This window comes from Pseudomonadota bacterium (assembly GCA_023229365.1).
Lineage (GTDB): Bacteria > Myxococcota_A > Polyangia > JAAYKL01 > JAAYKL01 > JALNZK01.
The window spans coordinates 267384-285069 of sequence record JALNZK010000002.1 but is presented as its reverse complement, the minus strand read 5'-3'; the positions used below and the strand labels follow the sequence as shown (position 1 = coordinate 285069).

Here is a 17686-nt window from a genome sequence, read left to right as displayed (position 1 = left end):
TGCGGATTTTTATTATGTGGAAACCTAGTCCAAGTGATATTACCTGGGGTCGAAGAATAGTCTCTCTTTTGAAAGAGGGCGGCATCTGGAAGATTCCAGACACAGGTCAACGTTTTCAGTTTTTCCATACTAAAAAGGAAATCCTTTTTCTTGGCGGGGAAATGAAAGATCGATGGCTCTTTGATCGTACTGTTCTTTGCTTTAATGCCATCGGTTATAGAGTGGTAGAAAACAATCTCAGTGGTGATCGACAGGAAATTATCGTTGAAAGAGGTAGAGGGAAGACACGATGAGCTACCCCGATCTTAAACCTTGTCCATTTTGCGGTGGTGAAGCAGTTTTATGGGAAGCAAAATGGACAAGCATGCCTCGTGTGGGATGCAAAAATAAAAATTGCATAATTCACCCACAATCTCCTGTAGAGCCTCCACCGGAGGACGAAAAAACAAAATTTAGTGTGTTGGAAGAAAGAATTATAGAAGCCTGGAACACTAGAATTTAGGCAAAGTGTCTTTTCACAAATGCAATATATCTTTGCATTTGTTTTTTGAATTGGGGATGTAATTGCAAGTGTTTAAGTTCTTCAAATTTTACCCATTCCCAAGCGTCGTGTTCCTCGCTAATTTCACAACGAAAAGTCTTTGGCACTTGGTAAAAAAAACAAGTCCAAGCACCGCTGGTTAGCACACCGAATTTCTTGCCGGTCATTTTGCCGCATTCTTCTCGTGCTTCTCTTTGAGCGGCCATAAGTGGCGTTTCTTCGCCCTCTGAGTGACCGCCTGGAAGTCCCCATGTATTAGGATTGCTTCCTGGTGGTCGTCGCTTGAGCATTAGCACCGCTCTGCCGTCTGTGAAAAATATACCAGCGGCAGGTTTGGTTTTCTTTCTTTTCTTTACTGACTCATATATTGTCGATTCCATTTGTGGTCGCACTAGAACAAATTCAATGCCTGTGTCCATCAATTGAGCCCTCATCCGGGGATCGTCATCATAATGTTTAATTGCGTGTTGTTGTTTGAGTATAGAAACCTTTTGTCCACCATTTGTAAAGAAAAAAGCAGAGACGGGTAGATTATGCTTTCTAACAAACTGTCTGGCGGCATCGTCCATTATTCCATCTTGGTTTCGAGCGGTAACAACAATGATTTTGGCTTTTCTGGCATCGTCTCTGAGTTGTCGATGCATTGGTAAATTAGGGGTAAGATCAGCGGTATCAAAATCTACGGGGTGAATGGTTCCAGGGTAAACGTCCGTGTGTAAAACACCATCGAAGTCATAGGAAATGACTGGTTGTGCGGCTATCGGTTGTTGTTGGCGTTGTTCTGCCCATTCTAAAAATTTCATTTGCTTGATATATGCTTGAGATAAGCCTGTCCCTGGTGATTGATTTTAGCAAGAGCTTGTTGAATTCCCACCACATTGCTTTCATCCCAGTCCAAAGTGTCCAATAAATCTTGTAATTCTTTTACCAAAGAGGCATATAAATCACCTTGTGCCTTTTCTGCTTGGGGATCATATTCAGGCTCTGTATTACCAACTACTTTTAATTGTTTTTTTGGAGGCACAGATTTTAAGCCCAAGGTCTTTAATAAAGTTTCCTGATCTTTAAAATCACCAACTTGTTCCGCAAATTCCTTATATGTTTTCATTTCTTTGGTCCTCTTTTTAAAGGAATGGGCTTCAAGCTGGGCAAATGTCGATCTTTGCGTTCTTTTAATTCAAACATAACCGTTCTCATCTCGGCGGCTAGTTCAGCGGGGGAATCACCTTTGGCATCCTTCCAAGTTTGTAATGATACGCTTTTTTGTCCTCTGTTATAAAATCCATTAGCAATCACATATTTTCCGCCATCTTTAGAATAAAATATCAGGAAGCCAACCCATTCGCCTTCTTCAAAATTGCGAGTTGAAACAACAATGCGAATAGGTGTTTCGTCAAACAATTGTTTAACATGATATCCATTTTGTTTGAGAGCAGCACTAACATAGCCCAAGGTAATTTTGCCCGCCGCTTCTAAAACCTCTTGTTTTCTGGTGCGGTAATTTACCTCGACACTATACCTGGATGTCGTAGACTCAGTAATAAATTCTTTAAAATTCATGCTAAAGTATGTAGTTTTTGTAAAAGGATTTTAAGAAGCAATCCGCATAGTTTCGGGTCGTACTATTTTCATCAACAAATCAACTTTGTTTTCTAGTTGTTCAACCCGATCTTCTATGTCGTGAAAAGCTGGGGGTCCACCCGTAAATCCAAGTTCTGGAAGCCCTTTAATTGTTCCCTCTTGCCATTCTTTAAACGTAATCATAATGCTCCTTTGAGTCTTAGCCAAAACTCAAAATCCTGCTTATTGTATCTATTGTGCTTGATGTCATTTTCCTTTCCATTCATTGGGCGAAGGTTTTCAAGGCAATTGATGAGTTTTAAATCATTGATTTTATAGCGGATAAATGCCTGAATAGGGAAAATATGATCGAGATGCCAAACTTGATCTTTTACATTATGCCAGTCTGGGTGATTAGTAACTCTTGTTTGCAAGTCCTTTGGTCCATATCCCAAGAGATCGGCGGTGTGTCCTGCCTTAGTCTTGCCGATAGCTTGTAGACAAGTTCGCAAAGCTTTATGCATTTTTGCTTTGAATTTACGTTCGAATGAGCGATTGGGATTGCGTCTTTTCATACCCATAATTTTATGAGCACATTTATCACAATGTTTGCCATTATGTAAAAAATGATATAATGATTTTTCTCTATTTGCTCCACATTTACACTTGTATTTTAGTGGGTTTTTATAACCAGGATATTCATTTGATATAAGAACAAATCCATAATCTGTAAATATTTTATTTACATCTTCAAATGTATATCTTCTCCTATACTTGGAGCCACACCCACATCGTTTGCCCTTAGTAAAATTATTCCAAGTAATTGATGAAATGTTGCCACAAGAACATCGATATTTCATTTTATTCATACAACCAATATATTCATCAAGTAATTCGCATCTATTATCTGAAAAGTATTGTGCAACCTCTTTTGTCGTTCTTTGTAACATAAAAAATCTCCTTACATTATATAGTAAAGAAATTTTGATTTTCAATCAAGAGTTGGTCCCACTAATCGAGCGATGGACCCATAGGCTCACCGAATTTGTATATCAAATCTTCAAAAAGTTGCTTTCTATCTTCTCTTGCTTCTTGCAGAAGTGCTTGTCCATCTAATTGAATCCCGCCACCTGGGCCTGGGGCTGTTTGGAATTTGCTTCTAATTCTTCCCAACATTTCCTTGGCATAGGTAAGTGCGAGTTCTTGCATGGATTGTGTAACTTCGCCCCAGTCTTTCATTTTTTGTAAATACTGGACAATTACTTTTTGGGCCGCATAGGGGGTTGGATATAATTTGACGGCTCTCATATCATTAATAAATTCCCAACCACCAATATTAGAACTAATTCTAGAATAGGTTTGTTCGTATTGTTTATACAATGTCCACTCTCCCATTCTCCCCCAAATGGGTTGAATGGGGTCAATTAAACCTCCCTGAATGCTGGCATAGCTTCCGCCTGGGTAGAAATATTCTATAGGAATGGCTCCATCTAAGTCTGATGCTTGGAAGGCAAAAGTTCCATGTTTTTTATAATATACATTTCTAATAATGCCAACTTCGGGCGGCATTTCATAAACACTTTTACCTGGGGTGGCTATGAATGTGTAGTAATTGAAGTATTCCCTTGGGGCATAATCTTCAATAATTTTTAATGATTGATCTACGCAGAAGTCTAAATTTTGTTGATCCAATTCTATTTTATTTACAGGGGCTCCTAGCATTAGCAGAACGTAGTCTTTGATTTGCTCTCGGACTTGCTCTCTTTTTTTGCGTGGTCCCAATTGATTTTTGTATAGTGGGTCTGTTGGGCCGAGGTCGCTACAAGACGCATTACATGTAACGGATGCCATTGAAGTTTTGCTTGGCGTGGAAATGGCTAATGTGTTGTTCATACGGATATATAGAGCACGGAGGTGCAAATATGAAATTTTCTGAATGGATAAAAATGAGAGAAGCAGGTGCTGGTGTGCCTTATGTGGGGCAAGACCCTGGGGGAGCGTCTGGCGGTTGGCAGGGGGCTCCATCCGGTGGAAAACTCCGGTCAGTAGGAGATGTTAAGTTGAAGAAAAAAGAGAAAAAACAAAATGGCAAATGAAAATTGGGTCAATGCTCTTAGTCATCCACAACTTGTGATGATAAGAAAATATGTAAGTCAGATTTTGAAAGACAGATATGGGCAACACGATGAGCTAATGCAACGTATCTGTGGCGTGTTAGTTACGCAAAAGGATTTGGAGGATTTCGGTAGATTTGTAGTAGACATCTATGAGGTGGCTTATTTGAAATGTGTAGAAGACCATCATCAAGCATTAGAGTCGGCTGGTCATAAAGCAATTATTAAATCTGGGGAACTTACAAATCCAAAGCCTATATTTCAGGAAAAATCTGGTTGCAGTTCAGAGGGTGTGGATGTTACTAAATAACCTCCTGACTTTTCTTCCATTTCTACCACTTTCCACCAACGATAGTCGCCAAACTTTATTTCTCCCTTGACAAATACAGATGGGTAAATAATTGATTGTGTTGGTAAAATTTTGCGTGTCCATATTTTTATATACAAATCAGTTCGTTCCACCATAATAGCTTCAAAAGAGAATTTTTCCCCATATTTTACAACTTCTCTTTCTTCATCATATAGCTCATCTTTTTCCGTTTCAATTTTTGCTGGCAGACAATATACACTTACAATATTTTTAAGCACTCGTTCTGGAATTTCGCTTTTATCAAGTTCGGGCAAGGGCTGAACAGGCTCTGGTTTGGATAAGGGTTCCATTTCCTTTGCAGCAATTTTAGGTAACTCAAATTTCTTGGGGGGAAGTTTTACAGTTGTGTCGGGGACTGTTTCGCCTTCCCAATAACAATTGTAAAAAACCATATCCCGCCAAACCTGCCCATCGGTCAATGGATTTGGCTTATTAAGCTGATAAATACTGCCATCTTTGTTTTTAATTGCCATTACTCTATTAATGGAGTAAAGAAATCATTTTTGGTGCTTAAATATTTAAAAAGAGCGAGGTTAAATTATGGCTATAGTATGTCCTGATGTTGGTGAAGTTCTTTTACTTCAATATATTTTGAATATGTCCCCAGCCCCAGCGGACGACAAAGTAATGGTTCTCTATAAAAGTGATACTACTCCTGCTCATGGAGATACTTTGGGCACATTCACACCTGCAACTGATAATAATGGTCCCATTACACTAGATTCTGCACAGTGGACCGTTCAATCAGTTGGCGGTACAACTACTGGATTATATTCTCAGCAAACTTTTACTTTTACAACAGGGGCAACAGTGTACGGCTATTATGTAACTGATATTACTGGGCTTGAGTTATTATGGGCCGAGCGTTTTGCTGGTGCTCCATTTAATTTACCTGCTGGTGGTGGAACAATTGCTGTGAGTCCGAGAATTGAATTAGCAGGCGGTGGCTAAAAATATAACTTGTGGGGATAAATACCCATATGACTATCAGAAGAAGTGATGGGTTGCCCTATAACGTAGTTGGCTCTGCTCAACAATTTGATCCTAACAATCCTGAAATTAATACCTTTAATCTCTGGGATCAAGAACTTATCCAACGTACCGGGGCTCCTATTATCTATTATGAAGTTTATATTCAGACCAGCAATACAGTTGATGAGTTGTATTGGGAAGATAGGGGAAAATTATTTTCAAACGTTCCTATACAATTGTGGGCTCTGTATGAGCCAGTAACTCAACAAAATTATCAATCCTCATATGGAATTGATTCTAATGATGAGATGACCTTTGAATTAAATTATAGAGCGGTTCTTGATACTGTTGGACATCCTCCCAAGGTCGGGTCTAGAATTTACACTCCTCATAAGGGTGAAAACTGGGAAATTGTGCAAAGAAAATTAAGTGAATACAAAATGTGGGCAGAGATTCGCTTGCAATTAGTTTGTGTCAGATTCCAAGAAAGCACCACCACGGGCGAGGGAACAGTTACTCAAAAAAAACCAGACTTTAAAATAAACTGAGGTATTATGAAAACAACACCAATCGATCATGGGTTTCTTCAAATAAGCCAACAAGACGCTCTGGCACTTGCGAAAGGCAAACTACCAAGACATGGATACGAAACTTTGGTCAACCATGAAGGAGAAGAATATTGGCTTGCGAGAACCCCTTTAAGTGGCAAGCTTGTTTGGTCAATTCGACCATCCAAAAGAAACTTGCCACCAACCGCCCTGACCAGAGGATCAGCAACTCCTTACAGTCCTGATGTTACGCAACTAAGGGCAATGGCTGCTGCTTCGGGTGATCGTTCAGAACTTCCATACAGACACGAAGGAAACATTATGAAATTTGGCAAATGGGTAGAGTTAAGAGAGTGTGATGGTCGTCCTACTGCACCTCATGGCATGAAGAAATGTGCTTGTGATGAAAAGAAATCCAAAGGCACTCGTGATTTAACAAAAGATTTAAGTGCTGATTATAAAGGACATGTGGCTCAAAACGGAACAGTTGAACCATTTAAGGTTTTAGGAAACAAAGGTAAGTCCGTTGCCCCGGTCGGCAAGTGATGTGATTTTTGGAGTGTTTCTAAACCATCGTAAAGGTAATTGTGGTTTGGATAAATACTTCTGAGAAACAACCACTGAATAAGTTGGAATACGTTTTGTGGATTTTTGAATATTGAAGTATTTCATTTAGGAGTTTTTGTGGCAAATGTAAACCCTGGTAATCCCGATCAGCAATCCTTGAATCCTTGCAATGATATTGGTTTGCAAGGAGACATGAATAACGATATCACACCAAAATACTGTGAAGATGATCGAGATAGTTTAAATAGAGTAAAAACAGGGATAGATTATGGCTGGCTTGATGCTAATTGTGAAAATTCTCCACTTGGCAAGCATCGCAATTGCGATCCAATGCAAACAGGCCAAATTATCAATGATTTAGAGCACCCTACCAGAGAATATGTTTATCGATACACAAAAGCTAAAAGAGGGTGTGATGAAGCGGTAAGAGATTTGTTTACAGGACTTGTGACTATTGATACTCATGGAAAAGCACATCCGGTGCCTATTATTTGGGGAAGTCAAGAAAGGGCTGTGGCTGTTATTCTCCAGCATAATGTTCGCAAAGATAATTCTTTGGTAACAGATCGTCCTAAATTGCCAATGCTGGCTATCCGTGATACTAGTTTTGAATTATTTAGAGATCGATATATTTATCACAAGGCTGTAAATTACCTGAAGTATCGTCCCGATAATAAGCCTACTTTTACTGTAAAAGAACGCAAAGAAAGAGATACAGTTTTTGGCGTGGCATGGGGACTTCCCGTAAAAATTGGCTATACTTTATATGCTTGGACGCTTTATGTGGAAGATATGAACCAAATAGTGGAACAAATCCAATTAAAATTTAGCCCCATTGCATACATAGCTGTTAGGGGTGTGCAATGGGAATCAATTGTCACCTTGGACAGTGTGGCCAATAATTTAGATGTAGAACCGGGAGAAAAAAAAAGAGTAATAAAATACGAATTTAATTTAACAGCAGAAACATATATACCACAGCCAATCATTCGTAGAAAAGCTGTGTTGGATATGAAAACAGATGTTTACAATTCGGTGAAAGAAGAAGACATCACTGAAGTATTCAACAGAATAGAAGTTGCTGTAAATGATTTGGACAAATAGTGGAAAAAGACAATGATTGAAATTACCAACAAACAAAGAAGCCCCATACAACTGGTTATCAAGAATAGGAAACAGCCACACTCAATGACTTGTTTAAACATACCTGGATTGGGTAGTGGTCACAACGTTTATTATTTAGCCGATGAACTTACTACCGAATATGTTCAAAGGGCTGAAAAACAACTTAAACTTATAACCACGAAGTATATACCAAATAAAGAACTTAATAAGGGAGAATAACTATGCCGATTTTAAGGGGATTTCCGCCAAGCAATACAATTTCGCCAAGCGTGCGAATTACAGAGCAAGACCTTAGTTTTATCGCTACCGAGCAGACGTTTCATAGGGCTGCTTTGATAGGATTTGCTAGCAAAGGTCCAATCAACCAACCCACATTGGTAACAGACTACAATACGCTTCATAGAACTTTTGGTTACCCACATCCTGATGTGGGCGATCCTTACTTGATCTATGCTGCCGAACAATATTTAACCGTTGCTAACGAGCTTTATATTGTGCGTGTAGGAGATCAAGACCAAGTGAGTGATGAATATGCAGCAACCGCCGAAATAGGAGTTGATGCAGCAGGTACTCAGATTGTTATACAATCTAACACCGCTGGTGACTATGTTTTTGCTGGTCCGAATGACTATTTTTTCAAATGGTCGCTCAATGGTGTTGATGCATCCAAAACATTGTTTGTGTTGCACGGCACTTATACATGCACTGAATTGGTTGCATTGCTCAACGAACAATTAGATGCCACATATGATGGCATTGAATTCTTTGTCGGCACTGGCGACAAAATTGGACTAAGAACTATTTGGGCTTATGGTCCAGACTCTAGTTTAGAATTGTTATCTGTTCTGAATGATGCGTATACTGTGATGGGTATCGGCACAGATATGGTCGAAGCAACGCTAACAGGTTTGTTGGCCAAATATCCAGATGATGGATACACTGCTGCTGGCACATGGAATCTTACTGGCGTAACTAATCTTAATTTGCAAGTTGTCATCGATGGCACAGATAGTGTGCTAATTGATAATGTGGTGCAAACAATAGATTTATCGGCCTTAGAACTATTGTCACAGCCTATTACTACTGCTGACGTTGTAACTGAAATCAACGATCAAATTACAGCCGGTACAATTCCTGGCGGATTTGAAGCGTCTGCAAGCGGAAGCAATTTAACTTTAACTACTTTGCACAAAGGCATTGATGCCCGCTTGTTGGTCAAATCCGACAGCACTGCATCCATGTTTGGACTAGACAACAGCACCCATCGTGGTTGCTATGCAGTTGGCAATTGCGAACCAGAGGGTGTGAGTGGTGATGCCGCTGTTTATACCTATGGCAAGGTTGTTGGTGGAACAGCAACACCTGGAACTTATACTTTCACATTACAAGCCGATTCGCCGGGTATCGAAGGCAACGAAACCACAGTTGAAATTGTAAACGATATTCGAGAAGGCGTGTTCTCCATGATGGTTTACAACAATGGCGTCGAAGTAGAGGCATGGGGTAATCTTACCAAAGATCAAACCAGTCGTTTTTATGTAGAAAGCTATTTGTCACTGGTTTCAGATTTCGTTAGGGTTACAGATGACGCAACAAATCATGCATCGCCTTTAGATGGTGTGTATACCTTGTCTGGTGGCTCGGATGGTATTCCTGCCGATCCAGTAGATCAAGACACACTGTTGATTGGTAGTGCTTTGGGATACACGGGAATGTTCGCCGTATCCGAACCAGAACAAATTGACATTGATATGGTCGCTGTTCCTGGTCGTAGTTCCACAGATATCGTTGAAGCAATGATTGATTTGTGCCAAAACTATCGAATGGACTGCATGGGAATTGTAGACCCGCCATTTGGTCTCACTGTCAATGAAATCATTGCTTGGCAAAATGGTACACATCCATTGAACGGCACTCGTTTCAATTCAGACTTCTTGGCACTTTACTGGCCGTGGTTGAAACTGCGTGATACTTACAATCACGTAGACGTATGGATACCGCCATCTGGAAGCATCATGGCAGTTTATGCCAGGAACGATTTCTTGACAGAGCCGTGGTTTGCTCCCGCTGGTGCGACTCGTGGTATCGTTCCCAATATCACTGACGTATTCAGTCGTCCGACATTGGCGGAAAGAGATGCAATGTATGGAAACAGAAACTGCATCAATCCTGTCGTTCAATTCAACGACTTGCAGAACTTTGTGGTATGGGGACAAAAAACGATGCAACGTTCCCCAACAGCATTGGATCGGGTTAATGTTCGCCGCCTGATGTTTGTTATTGAAAAACAAATCAGATCACAGTCCAAACTTATGTTGTTCGATCCCCATGATGATGAATTCCACAAGAAATTCATCACCTTAGCTTCGGGTATCTTGGAACAAATTAAAATTGGCAGAGGTCTATATGATTATATCATAGAATGCGGCTGGGACATCAACACCCCAGATGTAGTTGACCGCAATGAATTCCGTGCGAAGATCGGTGTACAGCCGGTTAAGGCAGTCGAATTTATGTTTATTGAATTCAGCATCCATCGTACTGGTAGCTGGACCGAAAATACCGAACAACCCTATACATAATAGGGCCACACAAAATAAGCCGGTGGCGGTCTAAAAGACCGCCACAGGCTCTTGTTTAATAAATAAAAGGAGAAGATACTATGGGTATACCAATGGGTTTAGGTCCAATTGGCCTTGATACTAGAGTGTTTAAAAGGAAGTTTCGATGGACTTTTAAGCTAAAAACAGAGTGCGGCGATATCGACTATCACTTTGTTAAGACAGCAGCTAGACCTAATTTAGACATTGAAGAAACAGAAGTGAACTTCCTCAATGCTAAAACATGGATTCCTGGCAAGGGCACTTGGCAACCATTAGAAGTAACGTATTATGATTGCAACAGTACGGAAATTGGAACTTTGTTCCGATGGCTTACTGCAACTTACGACTTTACGAAACCAGTTGAGTTGCAACAAAACTCCAAGCTCCAAAAATACAAGGGTGTTGCTACACTAGTCTTGTATGATGGTTGCGGAAACGACATGGAAACATGGACACTGGATGCCGTTTGGCCCAAAGCTATCGATTTCGGGGATTTGGCAATGGATAGTAATGACATTTGCGAAGTGAAACTTACGCTTCGATATACAAACGTCAAATACGAAAGCCGTTGCCCAGTTCAACAGGGTAGCTGCGGTTGCTTGGATTGCCAAGAATAAAATCGCATGGTTATTGACTATTATACAATGGTACGTGAAAAATATGTTCACGTACCATTGTTTTTTGGAGAACAATAAATATGGGTTTAATGGGTCTTCAGTTTGGTCTTGAAAAGCCAACAACTTGTTATAAACAAAAATTCAGATGGCTTCTGAAAATTGAAAACATATCTGCTTCCGGCACTAATTGTTTGCCGCCATCTAAGGCATCACGTCCTGGTCTTAGTTTTAAGACAATGGAAATACAACATCTGAATGAGATAATTTATCGACCCACCAAACCAGACTGGAAGCCGATTACTCTAACATTATTTGATCTCAAAAAAAACAAACATCCAGTTTTCGAATGGCTTAAAAAACAATATGATCCACAAAATGATGCAACTTGGAAAGACCCATCAACTGCATTTGTAATTCCCAGAGTTACTTTAGAAATGTTAGATGGGTGCGGAAGCGTTGTAGAAGAATGGATACTAGAGAATGTATGGCCAGAATCTATAGAATTCGGAGATTTAGATATGGGTACATCAGAATATTGTACCTGCGATCTGTCGCTTCGATATGACAGGGCCTATATCAATAACTAATCAAATTCGTTGTGCAGTATTTGTTTACAGGCTGCAAGGGCATCTTCAAGTTGTTTGCTTTTCCAGTCCAAAACTCGGCAAGCACCTGATTTGTTCAATCTGCCCTTTTTAGTATAGACCTCTGCATCTTCTAAGAGAACTTTTATTAAGTCCCCATAACCCCAACTTTTTAACTTTTCTATTAACTCGGCTGTTTCTAATTGTTCTAATGGATTATACTTCATAACATTATTATATTACTTTTGCAACACCTTTTCTACTAAATTATGTAAAAAATGGTATTTCTTTTCCGTTTTTTATGATTGTTCGTTGTTCGCAGGTCTGTTTGAAGGTAAAAAACTTCTTTTTTAGCTCATTGTAATTCTTTGATGTCCTGTGTAGCTGTCGAAAATGGTTGGCACAGCAGGTGGTCATATAGTTGAAAGCTTTGCCCTTAATAGGATTAAATCTATCTATTTTCTCAAAGCAAATCATTACACCTTCTTGGATTGCGTCATCTGGTTCTATTAAGTGAAACTTAAAGTAACGAGTTAGATTTTCAGCCAAGAGAAAAAAATCAGAGGCCAGCTTTATTTCAGCATCTTTATAGTCATTTTCAGCAGATTGATAGGTCAACTGATATGATTTTAATACTTTTCGCTCGGAGGCACATATGACCTTCCTGATGCCTTTCCTTTTAATGGTATCTCTTAAATCTTCAATAACCAACAAACACCTTGCTTTCTTTTTCTTTGCATTCTGATACTGTGCTATATTTCGTTCAAATTGTTGATTGTTGATATATTCGCTGGCCATGAAACTCCTTTAATATAAAGTATTAAATATGTCTGCTTAATAAAATTAAATGTCAAATCCAATTAATCTCATTTTATCTATAATAGAGCAACCAACTGCTAAAAAACCATATGAGGATTTTGCAAAATACCTAAAATCTATAAATCGCACAGAAGAAGCAGATGCTATGTTGTTATTAGCGGAGAGGCGGGCAAAACATGAACCTGACAGTTCATCTTCTGGTTAGAAACAATGAACAGGATATTGAGCAATCGTTGCAATCACTTGTTGTTTTAGATTGCCCAATTCTAATAGGCGATCAGGGCTCAACAGATAATTCTCTCGCAATCTGTCGCAAGTTTAAAGCAAAAATTATCCCAGTTACAAACAACTGTTCGGTTGCCCGCAATGTTTTGATAGAAAACACCAAAACTCCCTGGGCTTTTTACATTCAGCCTTGGGAAGTGTTAGCACAAGGGCACAGACATTTAGAAAACCTACAAAGCAATTCTTGGTTATGTCAAATATTTCAAGAAAATATTGTTTCTAAGGAAATAAGATTGTGGAGCATGTCTAGTGGATTTAGATTTGTAAATCCAATATTTGAAACTTTATATGATCCAAACGCAAAACTACTTAAAGAAGTGATAATTTATAGTAAAAAACAACCACCCCTTCAAGGACAACTGGATGTTATAAGAAGTTGGAAAAAAGAACAACCTACGTCACCTAATCCGTATTATTACGAAGCTTGTATTTTGCTGCAACAAGCTAAGTATCGAGAATTTGTGGCTATATCAAATCATTACCTTTTTCTGGAAAAAGAAGGCATATCAGCCGTAATGCTCAAATATTATCTTGCTATGGTTTACTGCTATCAATTTAAAGATTTACACTCTGCTTTTAAACACATATTGCCTTGTCTGGCCGTTCGCCCCATCATGTCCGAATTTTGGTGCTTATTGGGAGATATTTACTACCAACAAGACAATTTCCAAAAGGCCATGATATTCTATGAAAATGCTTTGATTTTGGGGGGCCGTAGGGATTTGTCTGATGAGTGGCCAATAGAAATCAGTAAGTATAAATCATATCCTCAGAAAATGATAAACAGTTGTTCCAATATCAAAAAATCAAAACATTATTGTCATGAAAGCAAATCTATTTAATCCATGCTATTTGATATTCTTTGAAAAAAGGAATTATGCCAAGTTTGTTCATAAACTGTTCGACCATAATATGTTTGCCCATTGTCTCTGAGTGTCGATCATCTACAACAATAAGACATCCCTTTGGTAAGCTTGTCCAAACACATGCCAATTCGCACAGATGATGCAAGCTGGATTCGAGGGCTGCTTTTTCACTCCAATCCATGCTGTCTAAATACAAAAGTATTGTATCCTTTGTTATTGAACCACTCATTGTGTTCAGTGCATTCACAGAATCATCACAGACATATTCAACATGCTTGGTTTGCGATTTTGCGATATTGATACAGGACTGATCTTTGTCTATTGATATGATTTTAATGTCTGGCAATAGCGTCTTGACCCAATCCCAAATCAACGTGCTTTGTCCCTCGCTATACCAACCGCCTACCCCTCTTGTTGTTCCTGTTTCTATAATATACCCATGAGGATTGTTTTCAAGATGTTCTACAATTTTGTAGAATCCTTGAGCACGATGCCCAAGGAATGGATATATGTTCGTTTGCAAAAACAATTCTTTTACCATCAATAAATATAATCAATTTCGTTGACTACTACAGTGATTTGATCTTCCCAGCGAGCCATAGCAATTTGTTTTCTGCCCTTGGGCAAAGCTCGTAATTTACCTTCCAAATCATTGATGTGACAAGAAAACACAGACCAATGATTGGCGGCCAGTGTCTCTATTTCTTTTTCTTCATCAAAAAACTCTCTGCCCGGATAATAATCGCTGAGTTGCTTTTTGCAAGTTTTTAGAACGTTCCTGAAAAAATTTACATTAGAGGCACAACTGGGGCAATGTAGATATTTGGCGACATCATCCCTGATTTCTAAGGGCAACGCATCTCTAAAGCGTCCGTCTGCCAGGGCTTGTTTCACTTCCATCAGCCCCACGTTGTTTTTTAAGCTGTTCTCTCTCAAGTTGTTTCACCTTTTCTTTCTCGTCATTTTCCAATCGTTTCTGTATGCGTCTTTGCATATCCATGTTTTGTTCTACATTTTCTTGTGGGTTTTCTATTTTGCGAGGAATTATAACAAACCCACAATTTGGACATTTATACTTCTTGTTGCGTTTAAGCGGTTTGGGGATTATCATATCTCCGTTTACTGGGTCTATATGAGGAATGCCCTTGGGAACGTCAGTGGTTTTTACCTCGGTTAAATCCTTGGCTTCTAGATTTTCACTAATTCTTTTCCAGCAACAGTTATTACAAAATAATTGATATATTTCGCCCATTATTTAACCAAGGAGTTTGCTTCTAAATAAGTCAGTAAGATAGCCACTAGATTAGAAATAATACTGGCGGCAAAGCCCGCTGGTATTATTACTGCCAGATTTGTAAACAAGTTGTATATTATGGAGACATCAACATTCCAACTGGTCAAAATAAAACCAGCCATAATCCAGCCAGACCATACGCCACTACATTGGTAACAACCCAGTATATATGAAGTTTTGCCACACAACCACTTAAAGGATAGTGGCTTTGGACAAGGGTCGCCTTCTTTGGGAGACCTATCTTTAAACCATGTTCTCAAAGGATCACATATGGTGCTTTCCACCAAGATGTGAGAAAGCCCAACAGAAGCTAAGAGAAATAAAATTAAATTTGCCATAATTATCTCCAAGAAGATACATATAAATGATTATTTTTTCTGAACAATACTATATTAGAGAAAGCATCTTGCAAAACCTCGGTAGTATCAACGCTGTACTCTGAATTTTTAACTATATGATAATCAATCCTATCGATTTGTATTTTGTCCCCAAAGTATTTAGTCAAAACCTCGATATTATCCTCTGTTAAGTGATTGAGAAAATCGGCTATAGATCGTTTGCCAAGGCTTCGAAAAGATGGATTTTTTACAGCAAATTTCCAAGAATTAAATAAATGTATGAATTCAGGAAGTAACGCCTGAACCTTTTCGTTGTAAAAAACTAAATTTTCAACATTGTTAAAATTTATTATCAGCATTTATTTACTATCATAGTTAGAAAGCAATAATTAAACAGGAGCAAATATGCCAGAAGAAGCTTTTAGACCACAACGTAAACCAATAAGTCCAGATGAGATCAAATCAGATCAAAATGCACTGAATGAAATTTCCCAGGTGCGTAGAGCAGTTGAAGAAGAGTTGGAAACATCGCCAGCCAGTCCAGCACAATTGCCGATTACGGGGAAAATCCCTCCCTTTGCCCAGAAAATTCTGGACCAGCAACTAAAGGGTCCGCAAAGAAGGCCAGAAGCCATGTCTGAAGAGCCTCTTGATGGTGGTGACGCCTTTCAACAAATGCGGGCCAGAATCAAGCAATCCAAAGCAACCTTTGAAGAAATCGAACTTCCTTCAAAAGGCAAATTCTACGATGGTACAGATGGCCCAAGAAATGGAAAACTACACATTAGACCCATGACAGGACAAGAAGAAGAAATTCTGGCCACAAGCCGATTTGTCAAAAAGGGCAAAGCCATGAACATGATCTTCAATCACTGTATACAAGAGGATTATGATGCCGAGAAATTTTTGACTGAAGACCGCACCTATTTGCTCATTTACCTGCGTGGTATCTCTTATACGCCGCAATATGACGTAGAAGTAAAATGCCCCGGTTGTGATCGACGTTTTGGACATGTTATCGATCTAAATGGTTTGTACGTAGATGCCTGTCCAGCCGATTTTGATGCAAATTCACTCAAGGATCAAACGCCGCAAACAAGCATTCCTTTCACATATCGTTTGTCTAGAGGAGAAGATGAACAAAGAGTGCAGGACTACAGGGAACGCAAAGGAAAAAATACCACGGGCACAGACGATACATTGCTTTATCGTAGCTCTTTGTTGGTAGAGAATTTGGGCGGCTGCACAGAGAAAAGAGAAATCTTGCAGTTGTTAAAGGAAATGCATATCAATGATGTGGCTCATATCCGCAATACTATTGCCGAGCCGCCATTTGGTGTGGATACCAGTGTAGATATTTACTGTCCTGGGTGTTTGGAAGAATTCACCATTGATTTGCCACTTGAAGCAGATTTTTTCTTCCCACGCAAACGGAAGAAGGGGAACAAGATGGAGAACGAGGAGGAGTAAAACCCCCACCGTCCCTGCAATTGTGGGAAATGCTAATGGAGGAGAAGTTCTTTTTCATGTATCATTTACGTCAAAAACCAGAAGTGGCAATGTCATTTCCGATCTTTGAAAGAAAATGGTTTATTGAACGATTTATTCAACAAAAAGAAAAAGAAAATGAAGCAATAGAAGCTGCAAAACAAAAATCAAAAAGACACTAAATAAATCAGAGGAAAACAACTAATGGCTAAAGAAAGATATCAAAATCCAGTTATAGGCGATACTCTTGATTTAAGGTTCTTTACATATAATTCTAATAACAGAATGGATGTACATGAAGTACAAAAAGTAGAAATATGGTTTTTAGACCCTAGTGAAAAAACGACTGATAATCCCGATGGCAGACGATTGGTAGAAACAATCACCAATGTCACAAATACAGAAACAGGACAATATGTTGCGTCAACCACTGTGGCTGGAAATTTGTATGTTATTGGCGAATATCTAGATTTGTGGTATGTAGTTTTTCGAGAAGATGATGAGCCCATTGTCGAAGAAAAACAATTCCAAATATACCCCGATTTGTGGTATACTGGCACTACCCCGATTGTATATGATTTCAATTTTAGGTTTCAACCGAATCGTATTCGACAAGGTGGCAAACAATATTTAATAATTCAGGTCAAACCTAATGTAAGACAAATGTCCGAACTAGAGGAATATTATACAAACCTTGCAATAGCCGCTCCTCTTAGGATATACATCGAGCAGGAATGTGTTGAGTGTATGCCAGAAGAGCAAGACCTGCGTATGGTTGTAGAGGGTGAAGACATACAATATAGGGAAAAATGCCTCGGATATTATCTCTTAGATACATCAGAAAATGGATTGGATTTGGCAGTCGGAATCTATAATGTGTGGATCGAAATGGATTTTGGCGATTGTACTTATGTTTCTGAGAAAATGCAACTTCAAATATTTTAAGCTAAGTTCTTGGGGGGTTAATGGTATGATTTCTTGGCGGAAATCCCCGG

The 17686-nt window shown here is 39.1% G+C and carries 30 protein-coding genes; 16 read left to right on the top strand and 14 right to left on the bottom strand.

Annotated elements, in window-relative coordinates:
* The first annotated feature begins 14 nt into the window (after nucleotides 1-14).
* On the top strand, nucleotides 15-293 hold the full coding sequence (locus M0R80_03060) for a hypothetical protein (protein ID MCK9458594.1): 279 nt from the start codon (nucleotides 15-17) through the stop codon (nucleotides 291-293).
* Complete coding sequence (locus M0R80_03055; protein ID MCK9458593.1) at nucleotides 290-502, top strand: Lar family restriction alleviation protein; 213 nt, start codon at nucleotides 290-292, stop codon at nucleotides 500-502. Before M0R80_03060 ends, M0R80_03055 begins: the two co-directional genes overlap by 4 nt.
* Here the strand turns inward: M0R80_03055 and M0R80_03050 are convergent.
* The 6 genes from M0R80_03050 to M0R80_03025 all read right to left on the bottom strand — a co-directional run bounded on the left by M0R80_03050 (nucleotide 499) and on the right by M0R80_03025 (nucleotide 3994).
* Nucleotides 499-1344: an NUDIX hydrolase gene (locus tag M0R80_03050; GenBank protein MCK9458592.1), complete on the bottom strand. Its 846-nt coding sequence runs from the start codon at nucleotides 1342-1344 to the stop codon at nucleotides 499-501. The genes M0R80_03055 and M0R80_03050 overlap by 4 nt on opposite strands.
* A complete protein-coding gene (locus M0R80_03045; GenBank protein ID MCK9458591.1) occupies nucleotides 1341-1649 on the bottom strand; it encodes a hypothetical protein in 309 nt (102 codons plus the stop codon). The genes M0R80_03050 and M0R80_03045 overlap by 4 nt, the downstream gene beginning before the upstream one ends.
* Nucleotides 1646-2101: a hypothetical protein gene (locus M0R80_03040; GenBank protein MCK9458590.1), complete on the bottom strand. Its 456-nt coding sequence runs from the start codon at nucleotides 2099-2101 to the stop codon at nucleotides 1646-1648. Before M0R80_03040 ends, M0R80_03045 begins: the two co-directional genes overlap by 4 nt.
* A gap of 30 nt (nucleotides 2102-2131) precedes the next feature.
* Nucleotides 2132-2305, bottom strand: a complete 174-nt coding sequence (locus tag M0R80_03035; GenBank protein ID MCK9458589.1) for a hypothetical protein — start codon at nucleotides 2303-2305, stop codon at nucleotides 2132-2134.
* The gene (locus M0R80_03030) at nucleotides 2302-3051 is read right to left on the bottom strand and encodes a hypothetical protein (GenBank protein MCK9458588.1); all 750 of its coding nucleotides are present in this window, start codon (nucleotides 3049-3051) and stop codon (nucleotides 2302-2304) included. The genes M0R80_03035 and M0R80_03030 overlap by 4 nt, the downstream gene beginning before the upstream one ends.
* A 61-nt stretch (nucleotides 3052-3112) precedes the next feature.
* Entirely contained in the window at nucleotides 3113-3994 is an 882-nt protein-coding gene (locus tag M0R80_03025) for a hypothetical protein (protein ID MCK9458587.1), read from the bottom strand.
* Between the two features lie 29 nt (nucleotides 3995-4023).
* Between M0R80_03025 and M0R80_03020 the strand changes: the two genes are divergently transcribed.
* A complete protein-coding gene (locus tag M0R80_03020; protein ID MCK9458586.1) occupies nucleotides 4024-4197 on the top strand; it encodes a hypothetical protein in 174 nt (57 codons plus the stop codon).
* Nucleotides 4187-4525, top strand: coding sequence for a hypothetical protein (locus M0R80_03015; protein ID MCK9458585.1), 339 nt, complete (start codon nucleotides 4187-4189; stop codon nucleotides 4523-4525). Before M0R80_03020 ends, M0R80_03015 begins: the two co-directional genes overlap by 11 nt.
* Here M0R80_03015 and M0R80_03010 read toward each other — a convergent pair.
* Complete coding sequence (locus M0R80_03010) at nucleotides 4477-5058, bottom strand: hypothetical protein (protein MCK9458584.1); 582 nt, start codon at nucleotides 5056-5058, stop codon at nucleotides 4477-4479. The two genes, M0R80_03015 and M0R80_03010, sit on opposite strands and share 49 nt — an antisense overlap.
* Nucleotides 5059-5125: 67 nt before the next feature.
* Between M0R80_03010 and M0R80_03005 the strand changes: the two genes are divergently transcribed.
* From M0R80_03005 to M0R80_02975, 7 genes are all read left to right on the top strand, one after another.
* Nucleotides 5126-5536, top strand: a complete 411-nt coding sequence (locus M0R80_03005; protein ID MCK9458583.1) for a hypothetical protein — start codon at nucleotides 5126-5128, stop codon at nucleotides 5534-5536.
* Nucleotides 5537-5565: 29 nt separating this feature from the next.
* Nucleotides 5566-6105, top strand: coding sequence for a hypothetical protein (locus M0R80_03000; GenBank protein MCK9458582.1), 540 nt, complete (start codon nucleotides 5566-5568; stop codon nucleotides 6103-6105).
* A gap of 6 nt (nucleotides 6106-6111) precedes the next feature.
* Nucleotides 6112-6651: a hypothetical protein gene (locus tag M0R80_02995; protein ID MCK9458581.1), complete on the top strand. Its 540-nt coding sequence runs from the start codon at nucleotides 6112-6114 to the stop codon at nucleotides 6649-6651.
* Between the two features lie 138 nt (nucleotides 6652-6789).
* Nucleotides 6790-7776 carry a hypothetical protein gene (locus M0R80_02990; GenBank protein MCK9458580.1) on the top strand — a complete coding sequence of 329 codons (987 nt, stop codon included), beginning with the start codon at nucleotides 6790-6792 and terminating at the stop codon, nucleotides 7774-7776.
* Nucleotides 7777-8018: 242 nt separating this feature from the next.
* On the top strand, nucleotides 8019-10379 hold the full coding sequence (locus tag M0R80_02985; protein ID MCK9458579.1) for a phage tail sheath subtilisin-like domain-containing protein: 2361 nt from the start codon (nucleotides 8019-8021) through the stop codon (nucleotides 10377-10379).
* Between the two features lie 80 nt (nucleotides 10380-10459).
* On the top strand, nucleotides 10460-11017 hold the full coding sequence (locus M0R80_02980; protein ID MCK9458578.1) for a hypothetical protein: 558 nt from the start codon (nucleotides 10460-10462) through the stop codon (nucleotides 11015-11017).
* A gap of 80 nt (nucleotides 11018-11097) precedes the next feature.
* Nucleotides 11098-11604: a phage tail protein gene (locus M0R80_02975; GenBank protein ID MCK9458577.1), complete on the top strand. Its 507-nt coding sequence runs from the start codon at nucleotides 11098-11100 to the stop codon at nucleotides 11602-11604.
* On the opposite strand, the gene M0R80_02970 is transcribed toward M0R80_02975, so the two are convergent.
* The gene (locus tag M0R80_02970; GenBank protein ID MCK9458576.1) at nucleotides 11601-11828 is read right to left on the bottom strand and encodes a hypothetical protein; all 228 of its coding nucleotides are present in this window, start codon (nucleotides 11826-11828) and stop codon (nucleotides 11601-11603) included. The genes M0R80_02975 and M0R80_02970 overlap by 4 nt on opposite strands.
* Nucleotides 11829-11868: 40 nt before the next feature.
* Nucleotides 11869-12399, bottom strand: a complete 531-nt coding sequence (locus M0R80_02965; GenBank protein MCK9458575.1) for a hypothetical protein — start codon at nucleotides 12397-12399, stop codon at nucleotides 11869-11871.
* Nucleotides 12400-12448: 49 nt separating this feature from the next.
* Here M0R80_02965 and M0R80_02960 point away from each other — a divergent pair, with 49 nt between their 5' ends.
* Both M0R80_02960 and M0R80_02955 read left to right on the top strand, forming a co-directional pair.
* On the top strand, nucleotides 12449-12625 hold the full coding sequence (locus M0R80_02960) for a hypothetical protein (protein ID MCK9458574.1): 177 nt from the start codon (nucleotides 12449-12451) through the stop codon (nucleotides 12623-12625).
* Nucleotides 12597-13547: a hypothetical protein gene (locus M0R80_02955; GenBank protein ID MCK9458573.1), complete on the top strand. Its 951-nt coding sequence runs from the start codon at nucleotides 12597-12599 to the stop codon at nucleotides 13545-13547. Before M0R80_02960 ends, M0R80_02955 begins: the two co-directional genes overlap by 29 nt.
* Here the strand turns inward: M0R80_02955 and M0R80_02950 are convergent.
* The 5 genes from M0R80_02950 to M0R80_02930 are packed head-to-tail and all read right to left on the bottom strand — an operon-like array spanning nucleotide 13540 to nucleotide 15562.
* On the bottom strand, nucleotides 13540-14112 hold the full coding sequence (locus M0R80_02950; protein ID MCK9458572.1) for a hypothetical protein: 573 nt from the start codon (nucleotides 14110-14112) through the stop codon (nucleotides 13540-13542). The two genes, M0R80_02955 and M0R80_02950, sit on opposite strands and share 8 nt — an antisense overlap.
* Nucleotides 14112-14471, bottom strand: coding sequence for a hypothetical protein (locus M0R80_02945; GenBank protein ID MCK9458571.1), 360 nt, complete (start codon nucleotides 14469-14471; stop codon nucleotides 14112-14114). Before M0R80_02945 ends, M0R80_02950 begins: the two co-directional genes overlap by 1 nt.
* On the bottom strand, nucleotides 14434-14823 hold the full coding sequence (locus M0R80_02940) for a hypothetical protein (protein ID MCK9458570.1): 390 nt from the start codon (nucleotides 14821-14823) through the stop codon (nucleotides 14434-14436). The genes M0R80_02945 and M0R80_02940 overlap by 38 nt, the downstream gene beginning before the upstream one ends.
* On the bottom strand, nucleotides 14823-15203 hold the full coding sequence (locus M0R80_02935) for a DUF1360 domain-containing protein (protein MCK9458569.1): 381 nt from the start codon (nucleotides 15201-15203) through the stop codon (nucleotides 14823-14825). The genes M0R80_02940 and M0R80_02935 overlap by 1 nt, the downstream gene beginning before the upstream one ends.
* A gap of 2 nt (nucleotides 15204-15205) precedes the next feature.
* Nucleotides 15206-15562, bottom strand: a complete 357-nt coding sequence (locus M0R80_02930) for a hypothetical protein (GenBank protein ID MCK9458568.1) — start codon at nucleotides 15560-15562, stop codon at nucleotides 15206-15208.
* A 46-nt stretch (nucleotides 15563-15608) separates the two neighbouring features.
* On the opposite strand from M0R80_02930, the gene M0R80_02925 reads away from it, so the two are divergent.
* From M0R80_02925 to M0R80_02915, 3 genes are read left to right on the top strand one after another with little or no spacing between them, the layout of a single operon-like run.
* Nucleotides 15609-16673 carry a hypothetical protein gene (locus M0R80_02925; GenBank protein MCK9458567.1) on the top strand — a complete coding sequence of 355 codons (1065 nt, stop codon included), beginning with the start codon at nucleotides 15609-15611 and terminating at the stop codon, nucleotides 16671-16673.
* A 35-nt stretch (nucleotides 16674-16708) separates the two neighbouring features.
* Complete coding sequence (locus M0R80_02920) at nucleotides 16709-16873, top strand: hypothetical protein (GenBank protein MCK9458566.1); 165 nt, start codon at nucleotides 16709-16711, stop codon at nucleotides 16871-16873.
* 22 nt (nucleotides 16874-16895) lie between these two features.
* Nucleotides 16896-17636, top strand: coding sequence for a hypothetical protein (locus M0R80_02915; GenBank protein ID MCK9458565.1), 741 nt, complete (start codon nucleotides 16896-16898; stop codon nucleotides 17634-17636).
* Nucleotides 17637-17686 lie beyond the last annotated feature (50 nt).